At 38.0% G+C, this 23,565-nt stretch carries 21 protein-coding genes; 4 read left to right on the top strand and 17 right to left on the bottom strand.

What is annotated here, in order from left to right; translation table 11 throughout:
* Nucleotides 1-7: 7 nt before the first annotated feature.
* Nucleotides 8-655, top strand: coding sequence for an acetoin utilization AcuB family protein (locus tag ACIQ2D_RS10595; protein ID WP_402863546.1), 648 nt, complete (start codon nt 8-10; stop codon nt 653-655).
* Nucleotides 652-1,815 (top strand): acetoin utilization protein AcuC, encoded by a 1,164-nt coding sequence (locus ACIQ2D_RS10590; protein WP_402863543.1) that lies wholly within the window; start codon nt 652-654, stop codon nt 1,813-1,815. The genes ACIQ2D_RS10595 and ACIQ2D_RS10590 overlap by 4 nt, the downstream gene beginning before the upstream one ends.
* A 52-nt stretch (nt 1,816-1,867) precedes the next feature.
* Here ACIQ2D_RS10590 and ccpA read toward each other — a convergent pair whose 3' ends face one another.
* Together ccpA and ACIQ2D_RS10580 are read right to left on the bottom strand one after the other, a co-directional pair.
* Complete coding sequence (gene ccpA, locus ACIQ2D_RS10585) at nt 1,868-2,872, bottom strand: catabolite control protein A (RefSeq protein WP_402863540.1); 1,005 nt, start codon at nt 2,870-2,872, stop codon at nt 1,868-1,870.
* A 281-nt stretch (nt 2,873-3,153) separates the two neighbouring features.
* Nucleotides 3,154-4,239, bottom strand: coding sequence for a bifunctional 3-deoxy-7-phosphoheptulonate synthase/chorismate mutase (locus ACIQ2D_RS10580; RefSeq protein ID WP_402863537.1), 1,086 nt, complete (start codon nt 4,237-4,239; stop codon nt 3,154-3,156).
* 173 nt (nt 4,240-4,412) lie between these two features.
* Between ACIQ2D_RS10580 and ACIQ2D_RS10575 the strand changes: the two genes are divergently transcribed.
* Nucleotides 4,413-6,569, top strand: coding sequence for a cell division protein FtsA (locus ACIQ2D_RS10575; RefSeq protein ID WP_402863534.1), 2,157 nt, complete (start codon nt 4,413-4,415; stop codon nt 6,567-6,569).
* Between the two features lie 66 nt (nt 6,570-6,635).
* Here ACIQ2D_RS10575 and ACIQ2D_RS10570 read toward each other — a convergent pair whose 3' ends face one another.
* From ACIQ2D_RS10570 to ACIQ2D_RS10530, 9 genes are all read right to left on the bottom strand, one after another.
* The gene (locus ACIQ2D_RS10570) at nt 6,636-7,118 is read right to left on the bottom strand and encodes a YtxH domain-containing protein (RefSeq protein WP_402863531.1); all 483 of its coding nucleotides are present in this window, start codon (nt 7,116-7,118) and stop codon (nt 6,636-6,638) included.
* A 184-nt stretch (nt 7,119-7,302) separates the two neighbouring features.
* Complete coding sequence (locus ACIQ2D_RS10565) at nt 7,303-7,809, bottom strand: DUF948 domain-containing protein (protein WP_402863528.1); 507 nt, start codon at nt 7,807-7,809, stop codon at nt 7,303-7,305.
* Nucleotides 7,810-7,918: 109 nt separating this feature from the next.
* Nucleotides 7,919-9,232, bottom strand: a complete 1,314-nt coding sequence (murC, locus tag ACIQ2D_RS10560; RefSeq protein ID WP_402863526.1) for a UDP-N-acetylmuramate--L-alanine ligase — start codon at nt 9,230-9,232, stop codon at nt 7,919-7,921.
* Nucleotides 9,233-9,464: 232 nt separating this feature from the next.
* A complete protein-coding gene (locus tag ACIQ2D_RS10555; protein ID WP_402863523.1) occupies nt 9,465-12,515 on the bottom strand; it encodes a DNA translocase FtsK in 3,051 nt (1,016 codons plus the stop codon).
* A gap of 213 nt (nt 12,516-12,728) precedes the next feature.
* The gene (ytpR, locus tag ACIQ2D_RS10550) at nt 12,729-13,343 is read right to left on the bottom strand and encodes a YtpR family tRNA-binding protein (RefSeq protein ID WP_402863520.1); all 615 of its coding nucleotides are present in this window, start codon (nt 13,341-13,343) and stop codon (nt 12,729-12,731) included.
* Complete coding sequence (locus tag ACIQ2D_RS10545) at nt 13,340-14,164, bottom strand: DUF1444 domain-containing protein (RefSeq protein WP_402863517.1); 825 nt, start codon at nt 14,162-14,164, stop codon at nt 13,340-13,342. The genes ytpR and ACIQ2D_RS10545 overlap by 4 nt, the downstream gene beginning before the upstream one ends.
* Nucleotides 14,165-14,234: 70 nt before the next feature.
* The gene (locus tag ACIQ2D_RS10540; RefSeq protein WP_402863514.1) at nt 14,235-14,753 is read right to left on the bottom strand and encodes a hypothetical protein; all 519 of its coding nucleotides are present in this window, start codon (nt 14,751-14,753) and stop codon (nt 14,235-14,237) included.
* 92 nt (nt 14,754-14,845) lie between these two features.
* Complete coding sequence (locus tag ACIQ2D_RS10535; protein ID WP_402863511.1) at nt 14,846-15,367, bottom strand: DUF84 family protein; 522 nt, start codon at nt 15,365-15,367, stop codon at nt 14,846-14,848.
* An 83-nt stretch (nt 15,368-15,450) separates the two neighbouring features.
* Nucleotides 15,451-16,527, bottom strand: a complete 1,077-nt coding sequence (locus ACIQ2D_RS10530; RefSeq protein WP_402863508.1) for a M42 family metallopeptidase — start codon at nt 16,525-16,527, stop codon at nt 15,451-15,453.
* Nucleotides 16,528-16,703: 176 nt separating this feature from the next.
* On the opposite strand from ACIQ2D_RS10530, the gene ACIQ2D_RS10525 reads away from it, so the two are divergent.
* Nucleotides 16,704-17,018, top strand: a complete 315-nt coding sequence (locus tag ACIQ2D_RS10525; RefSeq protein ID WP_402863505.1) for a hypothetical protein — start codon at nt 16,704-16,706, stop codon at nt 17,016-17,018.
* Between the two features lie 59 nt (nt 17,019-17,077).
* Here ACIQ2D_RS10525 and ACIQ2D_RS10520 read toward each other — a convergent pair whose 3' ends face one another.
* From ACIQ2D_RS10520 to dat, 6 genes are all read right to left on the bottom strand, one after another.
* Nucleotides 17,078-18,304, bottom strand: coding sequence for a carboxylate--amine ligase (locus tag ACIQ2D_RS10520; protein WP_402863502.1), 1,227 nt, complete (start codon nt 18,302-18,304; stop codon nt 17,078-17,080).
* 458 nt (nt 18,305-18,762) lie between these two features.
* On the bottom strand, nt 18,763-19,626 hold the full coding sequence (locus ACIQ2D_RS10515) for a YtnP family quorum-quenching lactonase (RefSeq protein ID WP_402863500.1): 864 nt from the start codon (nt 19,624-19,626) through the stop codon (nt 18,763-18,765).
* A 185-nt stretch (nt 19,627-19,811) separates the two neighbouring features.
* Nucleotides 19,812-20,480 (bottom strand): tRNA (guanosine(46)-N7)-methyltransferase TrmB, encoded by a 669-nt coding sequence (trmB, locus tag ACIQ2D_RS10510; RefSeq protein WP_402863497.1) that lies wholly within the window; start codon nt 20,478-20,480, stop codon nt 19,812-19,814.
* 97 nt (nt 20,481-20,577) lie between these two features.
* Entirely contained in the window at nt 20,578-21,510 is a 933-nt protein-coding gene (locus tag ACIQ2D_RS10505; RefSeq protein ID WP_402863494.1) for a diacylglycerol/lipid kinase family protein, read from the bottom strand.
* Nucleotides 21,511-21,513: 3 nt separating this feature from the next.
* On the bottom strand, nt 21,514-22,515 hold the full coding sequence (locus ACIQ2D_RS10500) for a nuclease-related domain-containing protein (protein WP_402863491.1): 1,002 nt from the start codon (nt 22,513-22,515) through the stop codon (nt 21,514-21,516).
* Between the two features lie 185 nt (nt 22,516-22,700).
* On the bottom strand, nt 22,701-23,552 hold the full coding sequence (gene dat / locus ACIQ2D_RS10495) for a D-amino-acid transaminase (protein WP_402863488.1): 852 nt from the start codon (nt 23,550-23,552) through the stop codon (nt 22,701-22,703).
* Nucleotides 23,553-23,565 lie beyond the last annotated feature (13 nt).

Here is a 23,565-nt window from a genome sequence, read left to right as displayed (position 1 = left end):
AGAGTATATGATCGTTGAAGAAATTATGAATCACGAGCCATACACATTGGCTCCAACAAATACAGTGCGCGAAGCACTTAAAATGATGCGTGAGAAAAAAGTACGTCATTTACCAATCGTAGATGAAGAGTGTCATGTTCTTGGCGTTATCACTGAACGAGATATTAAAGAAGCATTACCATCTTCATTACAAGAAGAACCAAACTCACCTGTTTTTGAGGCAACAGTCGATGAAGTTATGGTGAAGAATCCACTCATTGGACATCCGCTAGATTTTGTCGAGGAAGTAGCACTTACTTTTTATGAATCTAAAGTAGGCTGTTTACCAATTGTGTCTGCTGGAAAATTAGTTGGCATCGTGACAACAACAGATTTGCTGTATACATATATCGAGCTAACTGGTGCTACCAAACCCGGTTCTAAAATCGAAATTCGTGTAACTGATACACCAGGAGTTTTATTTGAAATCACAAAAATTTTCTCTGATCACCATGTAAATGTTCAAAGCGTCTTAGTTTATCCAGATTCTGAAAATACTCATAATAAAATTTTGAGTGTCCGTGTTCAAACGTTAAACCCACTGGCTATGATTGAAGGTCTGCGCAAAGCAGGTTTTGATGTATTATGGCCAAACTTACCAGGCGTTCCGCTATGACGAAAAAATCCGTTTTTATCTATTCACCAGAGCAACTCGGATATAAATTTTCAGAGTCACATCCTTTTAATCATAAACGTTTGACGCTAACAATGGATTTACTAAAAAATATCGGTGCATTGGATGATGTTGATATCGTACCAGCACGGGTAGCAACCGATGAAGAACTACTGCTCGCTCACGACCCCAAATATATAGAAATCGTCAAAAAAGCTGGACGGGGCGAGATCACAGAAGCACAAGGTGAAAGCTACGGCATTGGAACAGAGGATACACCAATCTTTGAGAATATGCATGAAGCAAGTGCACAGCTAGTTGGTGGTACGTTAACAGCTGTCGACTATGTAATGGAAGGAAAGGCTGAACACGCACTTAATCTTGGAGGAGGTCTTCATCACGGCTTCCGCGGGCGTGCTTCTGGTTTCTGTATTTACAATGATAGTAATGTAGCAATTCGCTACTTGCAGGAAAAATATAGTGCACGTGTGCTATACGTTGACACAGATGCGCATCATGGGGATGGTGTACAATGGAGTTTTTATGACGACCCTAACGTATGCACATTATCCATTCATGAAACGGGGCGTTATTTATTCCCTGGGACAGGCAATATTACTGAACGAGGAAATGGTCAAGGCTATGGTACTTCGTTTAATTTTCCAATCGATGCTTTCACAGAGGATGAAAGTTTCCTAGATATATATGAAAAATCAATGCGTGAAATTTTCGAATTTTTCAAACCAGATGTCGTACTAACACAAAACGGTGCCGATGCACATTACTTTGATCCGCTTACGCACTTATATGGAACAATGAACCTCTATAAAGAAATACCAAAACTTGCTCATAAGCTTGCTCATGAGTACTGTGGAGGTAAATGGATTGCCGTAGGTGGCGGTGGCTATGATATTTGGCGCGTTGTTCCACGTGCCTGGTCTATGATATGGCTAGAAATGACTGACCAGCCTATGCCTACAGGATCATTACCACAAGCTTGGTTAGATCGCTGGCAATCTGAAGCTCCAGTGCCTTTTATTCCAACATGGGAGGATCCTAGTCCACTCTATGAGCCAATTCCTCGTAAAGCTGAAATTGAGGAAAAAAATGCTCAAATGCTCAGCAAAGCGCTACATATTATTCGCAACGAGACACGAGCATAAACGCAACAAAAACCACGTTACTCACACAAATTGGAGTAACGTGGTTTTTTGTTTATTTACATTTTACAGATTGTCGTTGTTCAATACGATACGGTAAAATTACCGCTTCTTCCTCAACCATTTCTTTGTTCATCAACTTTGTTAGTAATCGCATCGCTACAGCACCAATGTCATAAAGCGGCAATACGACACTTGTCAGTTCTGGACGTACCATGCGTGCCAGTTTCGAATTTTCAAAGCTAATTACTTCGATATCTTCTGGGACGTTTTTACCTGCATCTTGTGCACCATGAATAAGACCAATAGCTAGCTCATCACTCCCAGCAAAAAACGCTGTAGGCGGATTATCTAATAATGCTAAAGTCTCCCACGCTTCTAAGCCCGAATCATAGCTAGATTCCTCAGCCACAATCAAAGATTCATCCAATGTTAGACCTGCATCATGTAAAGCTTTTTTATATGCCTCTAATTTGAATTTACCATTAATTGTGTAAGATAGTGGTCCTGTCACGAAGCCAATTCGAGTATGCCCATTTTTTATAAGTAACGTAACCGCTTCATACGCGGCCTCAAAATAATCAATATTAACTGTCGCAATTGTTTGGGATTCATCCACTGAACCCGCTAACACAATCGGTACAGGTGAATGTTCCATCGATTGTTGCAATTTATCTGTTACTTCATCACTCATCATGACAATGCCATCTACTTGTTTTCCAAGCATTGTATCAAGAAGTTGTAACTCTTTATCTTCATTTTGGTCTGAATTGGCTAAAATGATATTGTAGCGATACATCGTCGCAATATCCTCCACACCACGTGCCAGCTCCGCGTAAACATTGTTTGCAATATCGGGAATGATCACGCCAACTGTTGTTGTTTTCTTACTTGCAAGCCCTCGCGCTACTGCGTTAGGACGGTATTCTAATCGTTCAATTACTTCTAATACTTTTTTTCTCGTTGCTGGCTTTACATTTTGATTGCCATTGACTACACGAGAAACCGTTGCCATCGAAACATTCGCTTCTCGTGCAACATCATAAATTGTAACAGTCATAGTACGCGCCTCCCTTTTTTCCTTATATAGCCTTATCATACGATAATATTTATATTACTTTCAATAATAAGTACGTATAGGACTTGAATTTTCGAACACCATTAGCCTTATTCTAGACATTTTTTTGTCACTTAACACAGAAAAGGACACTATTTCACTCCCACCTCAAAGAATTGAAAACTGTATGAAGAAATGTCGTCCAAATTTAGCTTTAATAATCTTTTCTTCTTTAAATAAATTAAAAAACCGCCTACCTAATTGGCAAGCGGTTCAAAATATTATTATGCGTGAATTTCATAATTTTTCATGAATTTTTGTAAAGTTTCGTAGAATGCATCGAATGTTGGAATATCCATTTGTTGTTGTGAATCTGAAAGTGCTACAGACGGATCTGGATGCACTTCAGCCATTACGCCATCAGCACCAATAGCAATTGCTGCTTTCGCACATGGTAGTAGTAAATCACGACGACCAGTAGAGTGCGTAACATCTACGAATACTGGTAAATGTGTTTCTTGTTTTAAAATCGGAACAGCTGAGATGTCTAGTGTATTACGTGTCGCTTTTTCGTAAGTACGAATTCCGCGTTCGCAAAGGATAATATTTTCATTACCTTTAGACATGATATACTCTGCGGCATGAATGAACTCATCAATCGTTGCTGCTAAACCACGTTTTAATAGAACTGGTTTGTTCGTAGCACCTGCTGCTTTTAATAATTCAAAGTTTTGCATATTACGAGCACCGATTTGAATAACATCAATGTAATCAAGTGCTTCTTCTAAATGACCTGGTGTCACGATTTCAGTAATAACACCTAGACCGAACTCATCAGATACACGTTTTAAAATTTTCAGACCTTCTAAACCAAGACCTTGGAAATCATATGGGGAAGTACGCGGTTTGTAAGCTCCGCCACGAATTAGTTTTTCGCCTTTAGCTTTAATTGATGCTGCTACGGCTGCAACTTGCTCGTAAGATTCAACTGCACATGGACCGAATACGAAAGATGGTTTTCCTTGGCCAATTAGCTCGCCATTGATGTTAATTACAGTATCTTCTGATTTTTTCTTACGTGATACAAGTAATTCTTTCTTTTTATCAGCCTCTAATTGTTTTAGTGCTGTTTTGAAGATTTGTTTAAAAATATAATCAACCGTCATTTGGTTTAACGGACCGTTGTTATGTTCTTTAATAAGGTCAAGCATGTGACGCTCACGCATTGGATCATAACGATTGACACCTTGTTTTTCTTTAATCTTACCGATTTCATCTACTACTGCTGCACGCTCGTTAATTAGACGCAAAATTTCTAAGTTCAATCCGTCAATTTGACTACGTAAGCTTTCTAAATCTTTTTGGCTCATACTTCTTGCTCCTCTCCCCTATGACAGACACTTTCAGAACTCTGAAATGTATGTTACATTTTTAGATATTAGCATTATTATAATCAATGTTGTTCAGAATGTCACGCATTTTTAATTTAGCGCTTCAACTCGCTAAATTATATTAAGCTATTTCGAGGAAGGAAGCGATTACATTGGGTTCAAAATTATTTGCGCTTGATATCGGTACACGTTCTGTTGTCGGCATTATTTTAGAGGAAAATCAGGATCATTTCCATGTCCAAGATATTTTAGTAAAAGAACATAAAGAGCGCGCGATGGTAGATGGTCAAATACATAATGTGCTGTATGTAGCCGAACTAATTAAAGAAATAAAACAAGAACTTGAAGATAAACACGGTACTTTAACAAAGGTAAGTGTCGCAGCAGCAGGTCGTTCTTTAAAAACCGAACAAGCTAGTGTGACAGTTAATATCCGGAATCGACCGATTTTCACTGAAGAAGATATTAGCCGATTAGAACTACAAGCTGTTCAACAGGCACAACAACAACTATTACAACAAAAAGAAGATGCCAAGACTAGCCACTATTACTGCGTGGGTTATTCTGTCTTATATTACCGCTTAGATGGTGAGGAAATTGGAAGCTTACTCGATCAACAGGGTGACGAAGCACAAATTGAGGTTATCGCAACGTTTTTACCACGTGTCGTAGTAGAATCATTGATTGCAGCTTTAAAACGTGCTGACTTAGAGATGGAAGCACTAACATTAGAGCCAATTGCGGCGATTAATGTACTTATTCCTCCTACAATGCGCCGCCTCAACGTTGCATTAGTGGATATTGGCGCAGGTACGTCAGATATCGCTATTACCGATAAAAGTACAATTGTAGCTTATGGTATGGTGCCAACAGCAGGCGATGAAATTACTGAAGCACTGAGTGACCACTATTTACTCGACTTTCCAGTAGCAGAAACCGCAAAGCGTCAACTACAAAAGGACGAGGAAATCTTAATTCAAGATATTTTGGGCTTCGACCAACACTTTCCGAAAACTGAGGTACTTGAAGCAATTGAACCTGCTGTGAAGCAACTTGCAAAAGCGATTGGTGAGGAAATTTTACGTTTAAATAATCAACATGCACCAAAAGCCGTTATGCTTGTAGGTGGTGGTAGTTTGACACCTAATCTGAGTGAAAAGCTTGGTGAGGTACTTGGTTTGCCAGCAAATCGTATTGCAGTACGTGGTGTCGATGCCATTCAAAACTTAACAAGAGAAGAGCATATAAAAGCGTCGCCAGAGCTTGTCACACCAATCGGTATCGCTATTGCCGCAAAAAAAATGCCTATTCAATACATGAGTTTAACTGTCAACGAACAAGTCGTAAGGCTATTTGAGCTAAAAGAAATGACAGTCGGCGATGCTTTCTTAGCTGCAAATATTCGTGCCAAACAATTGTATGGTAAGCCTGGACACGGTTTATCTGTCAGTGTGAATGGACAAGATATTTTCATTCCTGGCGGACACGGACAACCGGCACAGATTTTAGTAAATGGGCAACCAGCTTCAACAAAATCCGTAATCCAATCAGGCGCTACCATTCAATTAATTGAAGGTCAAGATGGACAAACAGCTACTGCGACTGTACGGGATTTAATTGATGGTGCGGCGGTAAAGAAAGTAACACTCCAAGATACAATGTATGTTGTCGAACCGAAAATTGTCTTGAATGGTAAGCCAGCTTCACTTGATACAGCACTGAAGGATCGTGACACTATTTTATTTGAACCTGCTGAAGCAATTGAAGATATTTTCAAGTTAACTAATAATATGGATTTACTGAAGAGACTCGAGTCATACTTTATTCATGTCGATGGCAAACCGTTATATTTACAAGAGCTTTCTGCATCGCTCTCTATAAATGGAAAGCCTTGCAAGCTTCAATATGCAGTACAAGATGGTGATATCATATCTTTCCAACAAGCTGCTTTACCATCTGTTCAAATAATCGCTAACCATATGAATATCCTGCTTGAAGATAAAATTATCGTGCACTTCCAAAACGAAATTTTAGAGCTAACAAAAATGGCGAATGAAATCTTGATTAACCAAGTTGTTATGTCACCATTATCTACAGTGCCAAACGGAGCAACAGTTTCTGTTAAAGAAAAAGAACAAAGCCGTTGGATTTATCAAGATGTTTTCCGCTTCTCTAATTGGCAACTACCTACAACTTTTAAAGGTAATTTCACAATTTTGCGTAATAACCAGCCAGCTAGCTTTGATACGGAAATATTCGGAGGAGACAAATTAGAAATTTTATTAGTAGAAACACCGATTTCGATTTAGAGCACCATTAAAAAAGGATGCGGTACGTCGTATACGACGTACCGCATCCTTTTTTCTATTGCATCATTAAGCACGAACTTCCTCGGCTTTTTCTTCCACTACCTCTTCTACACTATCTACTATCGCTTCGATAATATCATCAAGAGGTTCTTCGCCTTCTGAAGAAACTGTCCCATCATCAAAAACAGCTGGTGCCTTTGGTGATTTTAATGTTTTTACTTTCTCTACTAATTGAGTAGATTGCTCTTGAATTTGTTTTGATAGTTGTAACGTTTTATCTTTTGCTGTTGAAGAAAGATCTGCACTCTTATCTTTCAAATTAACAGCTTGCACAGCCACGTCACTTCGTAATTCTTTACCTGGTTTCGGTGCTAATAATAAGCCTGCAGCAGCCCCTACAATTCCTCCAACTAATGCGCCAATGACAAAATCTTTCATGTTCACATGCTCCTCTTCATAAATCGCTTCTTGCGGATTGTAAAGCTGTGGTAATGAACTTTCAAATTGTTGTTCTTTCACTTCATTAAAATTCGGTTTTTGTGATGTCATGCTACAATTCCTCCCCATTCTTAATTTCGTCTTGGTGTATTTGCCGCTGACGCATGCTTTTACGCAGACTGACAAGGCGTTTAAATATTGACTAGCTTAAGCACATGTCAACATCCGAGACACCACCCAAAGACATTTATTTTAATCAGCTAACGCTCTTTACGTAGCTGATTAAAGTTAAAAATTACTTTTTACGGCCCCATCTTCTCTTCTCTGTTATTGGTGTTGCTGTATCACAAGCATTTAAGTCATCTTCCACGGCTTCAAGAGCACGCTCGATAACTTTGCGCTGTTTCCACTTATCTGCAATTCCCATCGCAACATTACTCCATTGTACGACTTGAGCAATTTTATCTTCATTTTGCTCTACACTAGACGATATCGATGTAGTAATACGTTGAACAGATGTATTTAGACCATTTACAGAATCGCCAATCCCTTTGACTGCTTGTACAACAGTATTTAGCTGTTCAGATTTCCCTTGAATATCCTCAGCTAAGCTATTCGTTTTTGTCAATAATGAAGTGGTTTCACGTGTGATACCTTCCATTTGACCTTCAATCCCAGCCAATGTGCCGGCTAAGCTATTTAGAATCGATTTAAGCGAAAATAACGTCATACCGATGCTAATACAAAGCACTAAAAATCCAATTGCCGCAATAATCGCAGCAATGTATAAAATTAACTCCATAAATAGTCCTCCTACTAGTAAGAATTCACATTACTATTACTTAATAATTTCGACAAAAGACACTGAATCCCTTCTTTACTTTGAGAAAAAACAGCTTATCCCTTTCGGATTAAGCTGTTTCGTTGTCTCTTAATACATTCTCAAAAGCATCTTGGAATTTGTGAACATCGCCTGCACCCATGAATAAAAATACTGCACTTTCATGTTTTGTAAGTTCTGCAATACCTTCAGTCGTAACCACAGCGCTACCTTCGATAAGTGAGGCTAAATCATCAATCGATAAAGCTCCTTGTTGTTCCCTAGCAGAACCAAAAATATCACATAAATAAGCAGTATCAGCAAGACTCAAGCTTTCAGCAAAGTCTTGTAAAAATGCTTGAGTACGTGTAAATGTATGCGGTTGGAAAATTGCCACTAGTTCACGCTCAGGATACTTTTGTCTAGCCGATTGAATTGTTGCACGAATTTCCGTTGGATGGTGTGCATAGTCGTCGATTAATACATTATTCCCAATTTTAGTCTCAGTAAAACGTCTTTTCACACCTTTATATGTGTGTAAGCGTTCTTGAATTATTTCTGTAGGAATCCCTTCATATTGACAAAGTGTAATCACAGCTAAAGTATTTAAAATAGCATGATCACCGAATAGTGGGATAAAGAATGTGCTATAAAATTCATTACGTACAAACACGTCAAATGTTGTACCTTCAGTTGTTTTTTCTACATTACGTGCTTCAAAATCATTTTCTGCACCAAAGCCATAATACACGACTGGAACATTCGCTTGAATACGTTGTAAATGCTCATCATCACCACAAGCAATAATCGCTTTTTTCACTTGAAGTGCAAGTGATTGGAAAGCTGAATATACATCTTCAATATTGGCAAAATAATCTGGATGGTCAAAGTCAATATTCGTCATGACTGCATAGTCAGGATTATACGCTAAGAAGTGACGGCGATACTCACATGCCTCCATGACAAAAAAGTTAGCGTCTTCGTGCCCAGCACCAGTTCCATCACCAATTAAATAAGATGTCGGTTTATAGCCACCAACAACGTGTGCCATTAAGCCAGTTGTAGATGTTTTACCATGCGCACCTGTAATAGCAATCGATGTGTAGTTACCAATGTATTCACCTAAAAACTTATGGTAGCGTATCACTTCTGCGCCGATTTCTTGCGCTCGTACGATTTCAGGATGCTCATCAGGAAATGCATTTCCTGCAATGATCGTCATACCCTCTTTAACATTATCAGCATCGAACGTAAAGATTGGAATATTTCGATCACGTAACGGTTGTTCTGTAAAGAAATACTTATCAATATCAGAGCCCTGTACTTGTTCACCAGCATCAAATAAGATTTGTGCAAGTGAACTCATGCCAGATCCTTTTATACCTATGAAATGAAAAACTGTCATTAATTAAACCCCCCGGGAAATACAAAATCCCATCTATCATCTATTATGTGTATCGCATTTTCAAACGTTCGAATGTAGGTATTAATACCTTCTCGTTCGCAAAAAAGTGCATACTAACCAAAACATCTTGTCTATTATAGCACTATTTATGCATGAGGATAAATGTGCAACTTTTCCCAAAAATCATATTTTTGCCGAAAGTAAGTTAATCCATACTAAAACGCGTTATTTTTTACTCAAACATAGAAACTAAATCTTGTTCCGTAATATAACTTTCACGTGGCTTACTACCTCTTGCTTCAGATACAAAACCATTTGATTCAAGCATATCTACAAGTCGCGCTGCACGGTTGTAGCCAATATGGTACTTGCGTTGAATAAGCGATGTTGAAGCACCGCCTTGCTCATAAACAAATCGGCAGACATCCTCAAACAAATCATCCTGATCAGCTGATATTTCTGTTTTTTTCAGAAGCTCTTCTTGATCAAAAATATAATCAGGCTCACCTTGCCCGCGTACATATTCGATAATTGCCTCAATTTCATCGTCCGTCACAAATGTGCCTTGTAAGCGTACTGGTGCAGACATACCGTTCCCTAAATATAGCATATCTCCACGCCCAAGTAATCTTTCTGCTCCTTGCCCATCTAGTATCGTACGCGAATCGATTTGTGATGATACCGCAAAAGCAATACGTGTTGGAATATTCGATTTAATAAGACCTGTAATTACATCAACAGAAGGTCTTTGTGTTGCAACGATTAAATGAATACCACAAGCACGCGCTTTTTGTGCGATACGACAAATCGCCTCTTCTACGTCCGCAGGTGACATCATCATTAAATCGGCAAGCTCATCAATCACAATTAAAATATACGGTAACTTTAAACTATGCTCATTATTTTTATCTGCAATTGCATTGTAACGCGTAATATCACGAGCACCTGCATGTGCAAATAATTGATAACGACGCTCCATTTCTTCAACGGCCCATTTAAGTGCAGCAGTTGCTGCCTTCACATCTGTAATAACCGGGCTCACTAAGTGGGGGATATGATTGAATGGTGCAAGCTCAACCATTTTTGGATCGATCAACATTAACTTTAATTCATGTGGTGCAGCTTTATATAATAAGCTAACCAAAATCGAATTAATACAAACTGATTTTCCCGAACCTGTAGCTCCTGCAATTAACCCGTGTGGCATTTTTCGTAAATCAATTGTTACAGGCTTACCTGTCAAATCTAGCCCAAGTGCTGCTTCTAGTGGAGAATCTGATTCAATGAAAGATGCACTATTTGTTACTTCTGATAGGCGTACAGCACGTGACACACGGTTCGGAATTTCAATCCCAATTGAACTTTTACCAGGAATCGGCGCTTGAATTCGAATATCTTTCGCAGCTAAAGCTAGCTTTAAATCATCTGCTAAATTACGAATTTTACTAACTTTCGTGCCATGACTTACTGTTATTTCAAACTGCGTAACTGCTGGTCCTTGCATAATCGATTCAATTTGAGCAGATACTTGGAAATGCGAAAGTGACTCGACTAATGTTTGACCTTGCTCTTCCATCCACTCTGTATCTTGTGTTTCTTCTTCAGGCGGCTCTAAGAATTCATCAGTTGGCTTATGATATACACGCACTGGCTTCGCTGGCTTTTCTATAGCCTTTTCCTCTATAACAGGAATTTCAGCGTCTTGAAATGCTTCTTGCTGTATCGATTCTTCTGATACTACTTTAGATGTCAACTCAGTGTCTAGTGTAAGATCATTAGCAAAACTTTGTGGCTCTTGAGGTATTAGGTCTAATTGTTCTTCAACCATCATTGTTGTAGCTGAAATTTCATCTTCAACCAACATCTCAATGGCTGGTTTTTCTAATGTGGCAACAGGTGACATCGTTATAGACGAGACAGCTTCTGTTGTATGATTATTCGATGAAATAGCCTGAGGTGACTGAACTTGTATAGTTGGCCCCGCGACATTTATAGGACTCAATTCATCGACTATGATTTCTGTTGATTCGTTTGTTATATCTGTTTGTTTTGATGACGTAATTGCTGGCTGTACTTCTTCATTTATAGATGGTATTACAAATTGCTTTTGTTGACGATTTTGCCATTTTTCTTTATCTGACTTAAGCATTAATACGTTAAATGGAATACGACTCTTCTCTTGGATCGGTGTATGTTCTATAGCTTTCTCTTCAACATCATCTTGCACATCAGTCTCAGTAGATATAGGCTGTACAACTGTAACTCCACCAATATTGATAGTTGAATTTTCAATTTGTACTTGCTCAACAATCACTTCATTCACTCGTATGTCAGCTTCGTCGGCTGAAAGTTGATCCACGGCTAATTCCTGCTGAATAGCCGCCTTCACTTGATCCTCAAAATCAACCGCAAACGAAGTTGTTTTTGGTACCACTATTGGCTCTTTAGGCGCATCATTTTCTTCTGAGATATCTTCGAATTCCAATTGATCAAATGTTATCGCCTGTTCATTTACTGTCTCCGTTATATCCTGTATTTTTTCATGTTCTTGCATACTTTTTTCAGGTTGCTCTTGCTTATTAATTTGAGCTTTTTCTTCTATTGTATTTTCATTACCTTCATTTGATGTCGTTTCTTTTCCATCTGTAAAGATTGAGGTAGTGTCTTCTTGTCCTTCCTTACGCTTCATTAACAATGTTTCAATTGGGCTTGGTTTTGCAAAACCATAAACCGGTGAAGGAACATCCGTTGGTACAAAGCGTTTACGATTCGGCGGTAGACTATTTTCTACAGGACGTTCTTCTTTTATTGTAGATTCTTTCTTTTTAGGGTCATCATAACTTTTTGTATCCCGGAAAACTTTACGTGCTCTCGTACTAGACTCTTGTATAGATTGACTACGTGTAATCGTTGTTCTTCCTGTGCGTTTCGTACGATTCTCTAACAACTCGCGAATCCCTGAAATTTCTACATCATATACACTTGAATCGACTATATGATTATTTAAATGCTTTGGTAACGATAAATCTTCAGGTTGCCCATAATAGGTATCATTCATTTGATTAAAAACTTCTTTTTGCTTTGTATGATTAGAAGGGGCAACTTCTTCATCTTCGATTAGTGGAAAACGAAAGGTTCTTTGTTTTTGTTGAGTCGTGTTATCTGTTTGTTGTTGCTGCGGGAAATCTTGTTCATCTTCATATTCATCATACTGATCTTCGTAACTTTCAATATCTTCATTTTTATCTAATATTTTATTTATTTGTTTTTTAAACCAGTTCATGTTGATTCACTCATTTCTCTTACACATCATTTATAGTGTTGCATATGTTTTTAAAAGATTGACTTTTTGAAAAACAGAACGCATCTTCTATGTGAAAAGCATACCATAAAATTGATATAGAAACTCGTATTTATCGGCACAAAAACAACAAAAAATCGTTAAGACCGCTACTTTTTAGCGACTTAACGATTTTTCACAAAACCATATAGAAATTTAGCGAGTTGGTGCTTCAAATGCACTTCCGACTTCTGCATCTGCTGGTAATACTAAAATCCCCTTTTCAGATGGAGCGTTTGGAATTGCTAATTCACGAGCTGAACAAAGCATGCCGAAAGAATCTACACCACGTAAGTTTCCTTCTTTAATGAGCATACCTGAAGGCATAACAGCGCCAATTTTAGCGACAACTACTTTTTGGCCAGCCTCGACATTAGGTGCTCCACATACGATTTGTAGCGACTCTTCACCGATATTGACTGAACAAATGCTTAATTTATCTGCATTTGGATGCTTTTCTTTTGTTTCCACATATCCTACTACGAATTTTGGTGAGAAATCTACATCTAAGCTAATAGATGCACCATTTTTTGCAATTGCAGCTTCAATTTGTTCCACAAGTTCCGGTGTTACTTCGACGTTACCTTGCACTTCTGTTTTTACATAGCTGCTTGCATTAAATAAATTAAAGGCCTTAATTTCGCCTGTTTGTGCTTCTTTTAAAATCGCAATGTCGCCAGCACGTTCCACAACTGTTTTCACGATTGCTTCCGTTGCTAATTGTACTAATAATACATCTCCGACATATTTTTTGTTATAAAATACGTTCATGATTCCTCTTTCTCCTTTTTCACTTTGTTTTTTGCCAGTATAAAGATTGGTTCCAGTTCACCGTCTTCATAAATAAACGACAACGATGTAATCGGTACAGTACCTACTGTGAAGAAATGCATCGTCATCTGTGCTAATACATCATAACCTGTTTCGTTACGAATATCACCTATAATTAACACATCCTGATGAGGAACAGATACTGTCATATCACCTTCAATTTGTGCGCGCATATCTTTCAAAAAGCTTTCATTTAAAATGCGACTCGCATCGTAACCATCATTGGCATTCACAAAATAAAACAGATTACCAGCCACCTCATCTTTTTTATAAGTTACAGGTAATTGTTTCACTGAAAAACGCGCCATTTCTCGAATTTGCTCAACTGTTAATTGTAATGCCTCTAGCATAGATTCGTCTATAAAACGATAAGTTTTCCCCACATCAAGGGCATAGAAAATACGTGTTTCCGCTGTATGTTCTGTCGTAATAAATGCATGTCCTTCCTTAGAGGATTGTGGATAGGACGTCGCACGGATAACAGGATAAATTTGAGTAAAGCTGCTAAATCCCTGCTCCTTTTCTAACTCCATTGCGGAAAATGTTTGCTCGATTGTATAGACAACCTCATCAATTGCTGCATCTTTCTTTTCATTATATTTCGTTAAAATCCCAGGTAATGATAATTCCATCCCGTGTCCTAACTTTGTATGATTCAAGCGTAATTTATCGTATTTTTTATCAAACTGATAAGTAAAACGAGTATCACCTAAACGCGTTTTTAATAGAGAAACCAATTGCTCTGAATTCATTTGCTTCACTTATCTTCACACCCTTTCACAAAATGAGACGGCTCACAATTTGTGAACCGCCTTGTTCAAAACTATGCAATTACTTTATCTTAACCGAACGAACGATTTTCGTCATCTCTTCTAGATTATCCTCTACATCGTTCATTGGTGAAATGGTAGTCATTTTCACGCCACCGCTACTAACAACAAGTTCAAATTCTTCCTCATTCTCTGTTTTAAAAACTGCCGCGAATCCAAAAGCATTGTCTTTTTCATATGTTTTTTCGTCAATGATTTCCTTAGAGCTATCTTCCTTCAATAAATCATAGTACAGTTTACTATCTGGTTCTTCGCGATCATTGATAAAAAGAATATAGGATTGTTTTCCTTTGGAAACTAAAATATTGTATTTATCTGAGCTATCCTCAATTTTATATTTTGAAGGTAAAAATAATTGAACGTTACCAATTTTATCTGTATGAGTTTCTGGCTTTTCAGCAAAAATTGTTTCCGATTTTTGAAGTCCATTTTCAATTTGCTCATCGATTGATTGATTACAGCCAGTAAGTCCCAAAAGTAATAGCATTAATGCCGATGCTTGTAGCCATTTACGAGACATTTATATCTTCCTTTCAACTCTATTTTTTCTATTTTAAAGAAAAATCAAAAAAGATGCAAATTCACTATGTGATTTTAACTATATTAAACAGTCTAATCATGTGATAATTTGAACAAGTATTGTCCTACAAGAAGAGAGACAATATGCTCAAACATAGCCTGACGATCTACCAAACCTAGCGTAAAAATACCTACTGCACCTGCTTGTTGACGAATGTCTCGACGCTGTGTGAAAGCCTCCATTACTGGTCCAAGTTCTTTACCGCCCCTTATTTCCCGGGCAATTTCTTCAGGTAGTACAATCTGTGCTCCAGCTGCAGTAAATACTGTTCCATCCGCTAATACAAGCGCTCCCCAGTTACAAACATACATGCTATCTTCTATTTCCATAACACCGCCTTCTAGTCCAAAAGAAAGAGCTGATTCGGTTGCTGCCAATGTAGTTTTCGCCCGATTTATTGCACCTTTTCTTGTTTCTTCTGTTGTCATAGGCTGTTCAGAAACACCTGAAGGCGCTTTATAATATGTAAATTTAGCTTGTTCAAAAAACTGCTTGGCTATCACTTCTACAGCACTAATTTTAGCCTTATTAGTCGTACCAATTGCTATGTTCATGTAAAATCCTTCTTTCTTTGCATAGAAAAAGATGCCATTATAGGCATCTTTTTCATTTACTTTTTTGCATTCAATAAAAACAATTATACATTACTATGAATAGATGCTAAAGTCGAACGATCCATGTTCTTTACTAATTCCACAATCATTGCCTTTGCCGCCGCATAGTCATCGATATGAATGATAGATGCTGATGTATGGATATAACGGGAGCAAACACCAATCACAGCACTAGGAATACCATCATTTGACGTGTGCACACGGCCTGCATCCGTTCCACCTTGTGAAACAAAATATTGATATGGAATATTATTCGATTCCGCTGTATCTAAAATAAACTCGCGCATTCCACGATGTGTTACCATTGTACGATCGAAAATACGTAATAACGTCCCTTTACCCAGTTGACCAAATTGTTGTTTGTCTCCAGACATATCATTTGCCGGTGAGGCATCTAATGCAAAGAATATGTCCGGTTTAATCATATTTGCTGATACTTGTGCTCCTCGAAGGCCTACTTCTTCCATCACGTTGGCACCAGAATACAAATGTGATGCTAACTTTTCATCCTTAACTTCTTTCATCAATTCAATTGCAAGCCCACAGCCATAACGATTATCCCAGGCTTTTGCCATAATCTTTTTCGGATTTGCCATTGGTGTAAATGGACAATCTGGGATAATGGATTGACCAGGACGAACGCCCAGTGCCATTGCATTTTCTTTATTATCTGCTCCAACATCAATTAGCATATTCTTAATATCCATTGGTTTCGCACGCTCTGCATCCGTTAAAAGATGTGGTGGAATTGATGAAATAACACCAGGTATTGCACCGTTTTTTGTATATACTTCCACACGTTGTGCGAGCATCACTTGATTCCACCAGCCACCAAGCGTTTGGAAACGAATCAAACCGTTCTCTGTAATTGAAGTCACCATAAATGCAACTTCATCCATATGACCCGCTACTAAAATTTTCGGTGCATCTGCCACTTCACTATGCTTGACGCCAAAAATGCCTCCTAAATTATCTTGTACAATCTCATCTGAATATTTCTCCAATTCAGTACGCATGAATGCACGTACAGCATGCTCACTACCTGGTGCACCAGGTAATTCAGTTAAAGTTTTAAATAATTGTAATGTTTCCCCGTTCACGATACTCTCTCCCAACGAAGTAGTATTTTCTTCCTTACTAATTGTATCATATTCGTTTTTGAAGTCGAAATTTTGGCACTATGCAAGCTCTTTACCTTTAAAAATCGTGATTATGAAGGTGCATTCACTCAGGTAGCTATGATAAAATGAAAACATAGAAAAAGGAGGAAATAACTATGAAATTACGTGATTTTTTAATTGGTGTTGCCACTGGCCTAGCAGCCGCTGTCATTATTAAAGAAGCAAGTGAAAAAGTTTCTCCATATGTACCTGCAGGACAAGTGTTAGATAAAATAAAAAAAGAATTTAAAAAAGATGCCCCGATTGATGGCTCTTGGATTTATATGAAAACAGATGATTTTACAAATGGCTTTATGACAATTCCAGTATACCGTGGTGGTATTTCACGGATGAACGAAGGAGAAATGCAAACGTTTGAATTTGCTGCTGATGCTCGTTCTGGGGTTGTGGTGGAATTGGTAGAAGTTTAACTACAAGCGAAAAGAAAGAGCATGTGGAATCAATGATTCCACATGCTCTTTCTTTTGAATTATTCTTCTAACCCTTTATTGTTAAAGTACTTTTTATATTTACGGTAGTAGTTTAAGTTGTTTAATGTAAGTTTCACCCAACGTTTAGCATTCATATCTTCATTGAAGTATAAAGAGTTTGTATATTTACCTTCACGAATCAGTTTTTTCGCTTCTAGTTTAAGCTTTTCATTCGATGCATATTTAAACAGTACTCCTTTTGGAATGATCATCCATAAGTGCTTGTCCTCCACATATGTCAAATCTTGCTCGATATTCAACATATGGTCATCAGCTACATATTTCATTAAGTTATGCCCACTCGCTGTTACATAGTAGCTTGAACGGCCGTTGCGTAAGTTGATTTCGAACAGTTTGTATTGTTTATCACGCACATCATATTTCATATCGAAGTTGGCAAAACCAGTGTAGCCGATATCTTCAAGGAAATGACGTACTTGGTCCATTAACTCTTTATCATATGTCGTAACGATTGCAGCGTAACTACCGATACCTTCTGGAGAATGTTCTTCTAAAATCGGGTTCCCCAAGCACATTAGCTTTACTTTACCGTCTTTGCCAACATAGGCATTTAACACACGCATATACGAGTCATCACCTGGGATGAATTCTTGGATAATCATCGTATCTTGATATGTTGAGCTGTAGATCGCTTTTAGAATTGCAGTTTTTTCTGCTTCATCATGCGCTATGAATACTTTTTTCTTCCCTGGGAATGAACATGCCCAGTATTCAACAGAGTTTGAAGCTTTGATAATAATCGGATAATTAAAAGGCGGTGTAAAATTTTCATAGTTTTCTGCAGTTACAGTCGTCGTACCTGGGTATTTGAAGTTATACTTCTCACACATTTTATAAAAGTTTTCCTTCAATAAAATTTGGTCCATTAACGATTCGTCGATGTATGGTACCGTGAAATGTTCTTGCAATGCCGGTTTGTTTTTAATAATTAACTTTGCATAGTCATCCCCACAAGCGAGTAGTAGTAATTTTTGACCTGCATATTTTTTCGCAACTTCTGCAAGTGCAGGTGCGAACACATCTTGCTCATTTAAGCGATCGATTTCTTGGAAATTAAGGATATGACTATCTTGAGTGGCAGTTAAATGTGAACGGCCTAGTACAAGCGGTTTAATGCCATATGCTTCATAAAAAGCACGTGCCATACCATACGCATTCATATCTGATCCTAATAGTATTGGTAAAAATGGTTGTTCCATTGCCATTGGGTATTCAACTCTCTTTTGTGTTTTAGTATAATGTTTAGTGTATCATATTTTTCAACATGTTCACGAAAAAAAGCCCCCATAAGGAGACTTTTCCAACATCCATAATTCACTTTATAATTCTCTGAAGTAATCCATTTGAATTTTGTCGAGAATATACGTAGCAGAATCACGTACATAATGTAATATCGCTGATTAACATTGAGCTAACTTATGTACCTATTTTTTAGTTGATTGTAGCGGAGGGTGCTCAAGTGCTCCTGTCGCAGAGCAAGGCTTCCTACGGGAAACACAAGCGAACCGAGACCCTGCACGGAGCGTAGCGGAAATCAACTCCCACTTCAATAGTTATGGTAAAAATAGGTTAATCAATACACCTGTTAATTTATATCATTTAACTTTCTCTTTCATTACTCAAAAAAAGCGTGTGAGCTTATTTCACTCACACGCTTTTTCTCTTAGAATGTAATACTAGCTTGTCGGCTACGTTCTAACTTATCGACAATCTCTTTACCTGTCGCATCCCATTTAATCATGCGGTAGTACGCATCATGGTAGAAAATGAAGCCATAGCCTTTCGCTAACGCCTCTTTCATAATGCGTTCTTTTGCATAGACACTTGTCATCGGATAATCATCATATGCCATTACCCATAACGGATTTTGGTGCGCATGTGTTGGCATAATATCTGCCATATGTAGCAGAACCTCATCCTTTTGCGTTAGTTTAATGATGGCATGTCCATCACTATGACCACCTGTATGTATCATTTCGATACCAGGTGCGACTTCTAACGTACCTTCAAATGTTTCGACTAAGTGCTGCACAGGCTCCCAGTTTTCTTTCCAATACGTATTTTTCGAGCGAATATTTGGCGCGCGCATTTCATCCCACTCGATTTTGGATACATATATTTTTGCATTTGGGAAAGTCGGTACAAGTACTTCACCTTCCCACTGTGTTAAACCACCTGCATGATCAAAGTGTAAATGCGTCATGAGAACGTAGTCAATATCAGCAGTCGTTAAGCCAAGTTTTTCAAGGCTTGCTGCAAGCGTAGATTCCTCTGTTACACCGTAATTACGCATTTGTTTTTCGTTTAATTTATTAAAGCCAACACCTGAATCAACCACATAGTTTTTGCCTTCAAATTGAATTAATATCGGCTCTGTCGGCAACTCAATTTGATTGTTGTCGTTTACCGGATATTTGCGTGACCAAAGTGGCTTTGGCACGACTCCAAACATTGCACCGCCATCAAGGCAAGTGACACCCCCGTTTAGCCATGTCAGTGACATGTTGTGAAACTGTAGTTGATCCATACTTTCTCCCCCTAGATTATTACTCTTATCAAATTCGCCTTGGCGTATTTGAGTCCAGATTTTGAATCGTGCACGCACGGTTAACTCCTTTCAAAATCTGTAACATCCGCCAGAGGCTTCAACTACGTTCAGCAAGCGTTACTGTACCCGCTGTAAAGCAAGTACAATTACATTCATCCTGAATTCTATATAGATGTGGACTTCTGCTGAACGGTGTTGAATTGCGATTCTAGACGATAGATAGGTTGTCCCTTTGCAGAAAACTTTTGCTCGTACTCTGTCATAATGTTATCTTCTGGCATATTTGCATGTAGGTCGAGTGATACATACTTTAACAACATACCGTATTCAGACATACTGATTAGTGAATACTCGAAAAGGCCGCGGTTATCCGTTTTAAAATGAATTTCCCCATTATCTACTAAAATCGACTCATATAACTTCAAAAATCCTTCGTGCGTTAAACGTCGCTTTGCATGGCGAATTTTCGGCCAAGGATCTGAGAAATTCAGATACACACGGTCTACATCATTTTTCTCGAAATATTTATATAAATCTGCGCCATTTACTTTTAATAAACGTAAATTCGCTGGAGATTTAGCCTCTAAAATCTTTTCTAAAGCACAAACAATTACGCTATCATATAGCTCGATACCAATATAATTGATGTCTGGATTTTGTAATGCCATTCCTGTCACAAATTGACCTTTTCCTGTACCAACCTCAATATGCAGTGGATTGTCATTCCCAAAAACAGCTTTCCAATTCCCTTTAAAATCTTCAGGATTTGGAACCACAACCTCTGGATGATCTGCCAATAATTCCTCTGCCCAAGGCTTATTTCGTAATCTCAATTTTCTTCCTCATTTCTTTCTAAATAAATAATTGATTTCATTTATTATAGCGTAAAAACGTCAAATTCGCTCGAAATTATTGCGAAATGACGTTTTTTCATATCTGACTATGGACATTTTTCCATGCTTTCTGTGTAACCGTACAATGGATATTCGTATCACACTTCACTTCTCCAATATAATCACCATCGGTATGACACACCATTTTGTCAGCATGCACCGTAATATCAAATTTATCACTTTGCAGAAAAGTAATTTCTTTAAACTTCGTATGCTTCTCGAAAAATACTGTGGCAAAGACGACTAACAATTTAAAACGTGAAATGTTGTAAACAATCGTCACTTCAATTTTCCCATCATTCGGTTTAGACACTGGTGAGATTTTCATACCTCCGCCAAAATACGGGTTATTGCTCACAGCTACAAACCAAGCATGTTTAAAATACAGTTCCTCATCGTTAAAACAAACTGTCACATCAAAGCGAGGAAAAGTGAATAAGCCTTTTACGACGAAAGCCGCATAGGATAGCTTACCAAGCCCAACTTTATTTAAATAAAACTTGAAGCGTGATTTGTTCGCCAACTTCGCCACATACGCATCAAAGCCTACCCCTGCATTATTAACGAATATCTCTGCAGGTACTGCACCTAATTGAATACTGCCGATATCCATGAGGCACCCTTGATTTTCAGCATGCAGAAATGCCTCAATCTGCTTTGCATGACGGAACACCCGAAAATTCCTGGCAAAGTCATTACCAGAACCAGCTGCTACTACCCCTATGTTTACACGATCATTATAGACAACACCACTCACAATTTCATGAATCGTCCCATCGCCGCCAATTACAACAACTAACCATCGTTCATCATTAAGCTGTGTATATTGCCTAACGATCTCTTCACCATGCCCCTCATACTGTGTAAACGCAACATTGTAGTCTATTGTTAAATTTTGTTGAATACGGCGCCATACTTTTTTCCCTCTACCATTTCCAGCATGTTCATTGACAATAAACAAAAGCTGCATAGGCTAATCCTTAGCTACTGGCGTTGCTTGCTGCCAAATATCACGATTAAAGGACGTCGTTTGAACGTTGTTTAATACTGACTGAGCCGCACGAATTTGCATATGCTTCATTGGAGAAGACGATTTCGTCAATTGCTCCAACCATTCCCCGTAATTTCGATGATCTACTAATTGAATATTATATGGTGCACCAGGATAGTCGAAATAGCCATTACGTGTTAATACCACCTTGCGGATAGGCATATCCACTCCATCTTGCTTAAATAATTGTGTTAATACAGATTCCATACGCCCTAAATTAATCGTAGGATTTAGTAATTTCGAATCTTTTGTCCCTACTTTTTTTACCCAAAAACGCTCACTATTGCCAACGTACACTGCCTGATTTTCCGCTTCCAGTACAGTTACACAAATGCATTCAGTTGGTGACATTAACACAACATCCAGTTCAATCGGTGCCTTTTTCACTTTTATAATTGGATAATAGAATACTAAATAATTATCCGGCAAATTAAGTAATAATGTACGAAGTAATGTATCGCGCATAAACCGTGGATCGACATACGACTTCTCACGTAATGTTGAACTTGCCCATTTCATTTGAAAGTGGAAAAATTGATCCTTGAACATACGTTTTAACTCATGAATTGATTGTGGTGCATAGACAATTCTCGGCTCAAACGTCAACGTTGTTTCTTCTTCTGGTATTGCATCTTTGTCATCCATAAATTCATCGGAAACATCTACTAGTTCAATATCTTCTTCTACCTTTTGCCGTCCAGAAAATATTTTTTTAAAGAATGCGAAACGCTCTTTATCTTCAAATGGCTCGATATTTGTATCGTTGTCGTCATGTTGCCATTCTGTTATATCCTCACCTGATATCCATTGCCTTTTTACACGATCCCACTGGCTTTTCTTTAAACGAACAAATTGTGTTGGATATCTCGCCAAATCAATTTGATAACGCGAAACATAATCTTGTATTTTCACTAATTGCGCCAACTCGTTGTCACTCCAATCCTAGTGCGCATGTATTTTTTCTCGTCACATGCTACTATCCTATCTTTCTTATTTTACATGACGTAACACTAGAAAAACATCCATTTTTGTCCCTATAAAAAAAGAACTACCCGTTAAACTTAGTAGATAACCAAGTTTTGGGTAGTTCTTTTTTCAGTTGTCGCAACTTAAGAATTCACTGAAATTGGTAATTTAGCTTCGAATGCAGCTTGTAACTTTCTTGTCCATTCACCAACAGCACCTGTTCCAATTGCATGTCCATCTACATCAATTACAGGTGTTACTTCTGAAGATACAGATGAAACGATTATTTCATCCATGTTTAATAATTCTTCTTTTGTCATTGCTTCTTCAATCACTGGTAAACCGATTTCAGCAGCACATTTTAAAATAACTTGACGTGTAATACCATTTAAGATGAAGTTATTAGCCGGATGCGTGTATAGTGTGCCATCTTTAATGCCATAAACATTAGCCGACGAGCATTCTGTTACTGTATCGCCACGGTGTAAAATTGCTTCATAGCAACCTTTTTCAGATGCTTCTTGTTTTGCAAGTACAGCACCTAAAAGGTTCAATGATTTAATGTCACAACGTAACCAACGAATATCTTCTACTAAAGTAGCTTTTACACCGTTTTGGAAGTTTTCGATTGCACGTTCGCCTACTTTAACATTCCCTGTTAACACAGCAGGTACGCTAGCATCTGGAAATACGTGGTTACGAGATACAGCTCCACGTGTAATTTGGAAATAAACGTGACCATTTTCTAAGTTATTCGCTTCGATAAGATCATGTAATAATTTGTGGAGTACGTCTTTTGTATATGGGATGACAAGACGAATTTTATCGGCACTTGCGTAAAAACGATCAATATGCTCCTGTGCTGTGAACATTTGTCCGTTATAAACTTTAACTACTTCGTAAATACCGTCACCAAATTGGTACCCACGGTCTTCTGGTGAAACTGTAATAGATCCTTCTTCAATGATTTGATCATTCCATAATGTAAATGCCATTGTCTCTCATCCT

This window comes from Lysinibacillus sp. NPDC097287, assembly GCF_044761695.1.
In the GTDB taxonomy this organism is placed as follows: Bacteria; Bacillota; Bacilli; order Bacillales_A; family Planococcaceae; genus Lysinibacillus.
Note: the sequence above shows the minus strand (reverse complement) of the source record. Positions and strands in the feature narration are given on the sequence as shown.

What these genes read in the sequence shown, in the direction of transcription:
- ACIQ2D_RS10595 (WP_402863546.1), top strand. Translation starts at nt 8, where the DNA reads ATGATCGTTGAAGAAATTATGAATCACGAGCCATACACATTGGCTCCA.
- ACIQ2D_RS10590 (WP_402863543.1), top strand. Translation starts at nt 652, where the DNA reads ATGACGAAAAAATCCGTTTTTATCTATTCACCAGAGCAACTCGGATAT.
- ccpA (WP_402863540.1), bottom strand. Translation starts at nt 2,872, where the DNA reads ATGACTGTTACAATTTATGATGTTGCACGAGAAGCGAATGTTTCGATG.
- ACIQ2D_RS10580 (WP_402863537.1), bottom strand. Translation starts at nt 4,239, where the DNA reads ATGAGCCAAAAAGATTTAGAAAGCTTACGTAGTCAAATTGACGGATTG.
- ACIQ2D_RS10570 (WP_402863531.1), bottom strand. Translation starts at nt 7,118, where the DNA reads ATGACATCACAAAAACCGAATTTTAATGAAGTGAAAGAACAACAATTT.
- ACIQ2D_RS10565 (WP_402863528.1), bottom strand. Translation starts at nt 7,809, where the DNA reads ATGGAGTTAATTTTATACATTGCTGCGATTATTGCGGCAATTGGATTT.
- murC (WP_402863526.1), bottom strand. Translation starts at nt 9,232, where the DNA reads ATGACAGTTTTTCATTTCATAGGTATAAAAGGATCTGGCATGAGTTCA.
- ACIQ2D_RS10555 (WP_402863523.1), bottom strand. Translation starts at nt 12,515, where the DNA reads ATGAACTGGTTTAAAAAACAAATAAATAAAATATTAGATAAAAATGAA.
- ytpR (WP_402863520.1), bottom strand. Translation starts at nt 13,343, where the DNA reads ATGAACGTATTTTATAACAAAAAATATGTCGGAGATGTATTATTAGTA.
- ACIQ2D_RS10540 (WP_402863514.1), bottom strand. Translation starts at nt 14,753, where the DNA reads ATGTCTCGTAAATGGCTACAAGCATCGGCATTAATGCTATTACTTTTG.
- ACIQ2D_RS10535 (WP_402863511.1), bottom strand. Translation starts at nt 15,367, where the DNA reads ATGAACATAGCAATTGGTACGACTAATAAGGCTAAAATTAGTGCTGTA.
- ACIQ2D_RS10525 (WP_402863505.1), top strand. Translation starts at nt 16,704, where the DNA reads ATGAAATTACGTGATTTTTTAATTGGTGTTGCCACTGGCCTAGCAGCC.
- ACIQ2D_RS10520 (WP_402863502.1), bottom strand. Translation starts at nt 18,304, where the DNA reads ATGGCAATGGAACAACCATTTTTACCAATACTATTAGGATCAGATATG.
- ACIQ2D_RS10515 (WP_402863500.1), bottom strand. Translation starts at nt 19,626, where the DNA reads ATGGATCAACTACAGTTTCACAACATGTCACTGACATGGCTAAACGGG.
- ACIQ2D_RS10505 (WP_402863494.1), bottom strand. Translation starts at nt 21,510, where the DNA reads ATGCAGCTTTTGTTTATTGTCAATGAACATGCTGGAAATGGTAGAGGG.
- dat (WP_402863488.1), bottom strand. Translation starts at nt 23,552, where the DNA reads ATGGCATTTACATTATGGAATGATCAAATCATTGAAGAAGGATCTATT.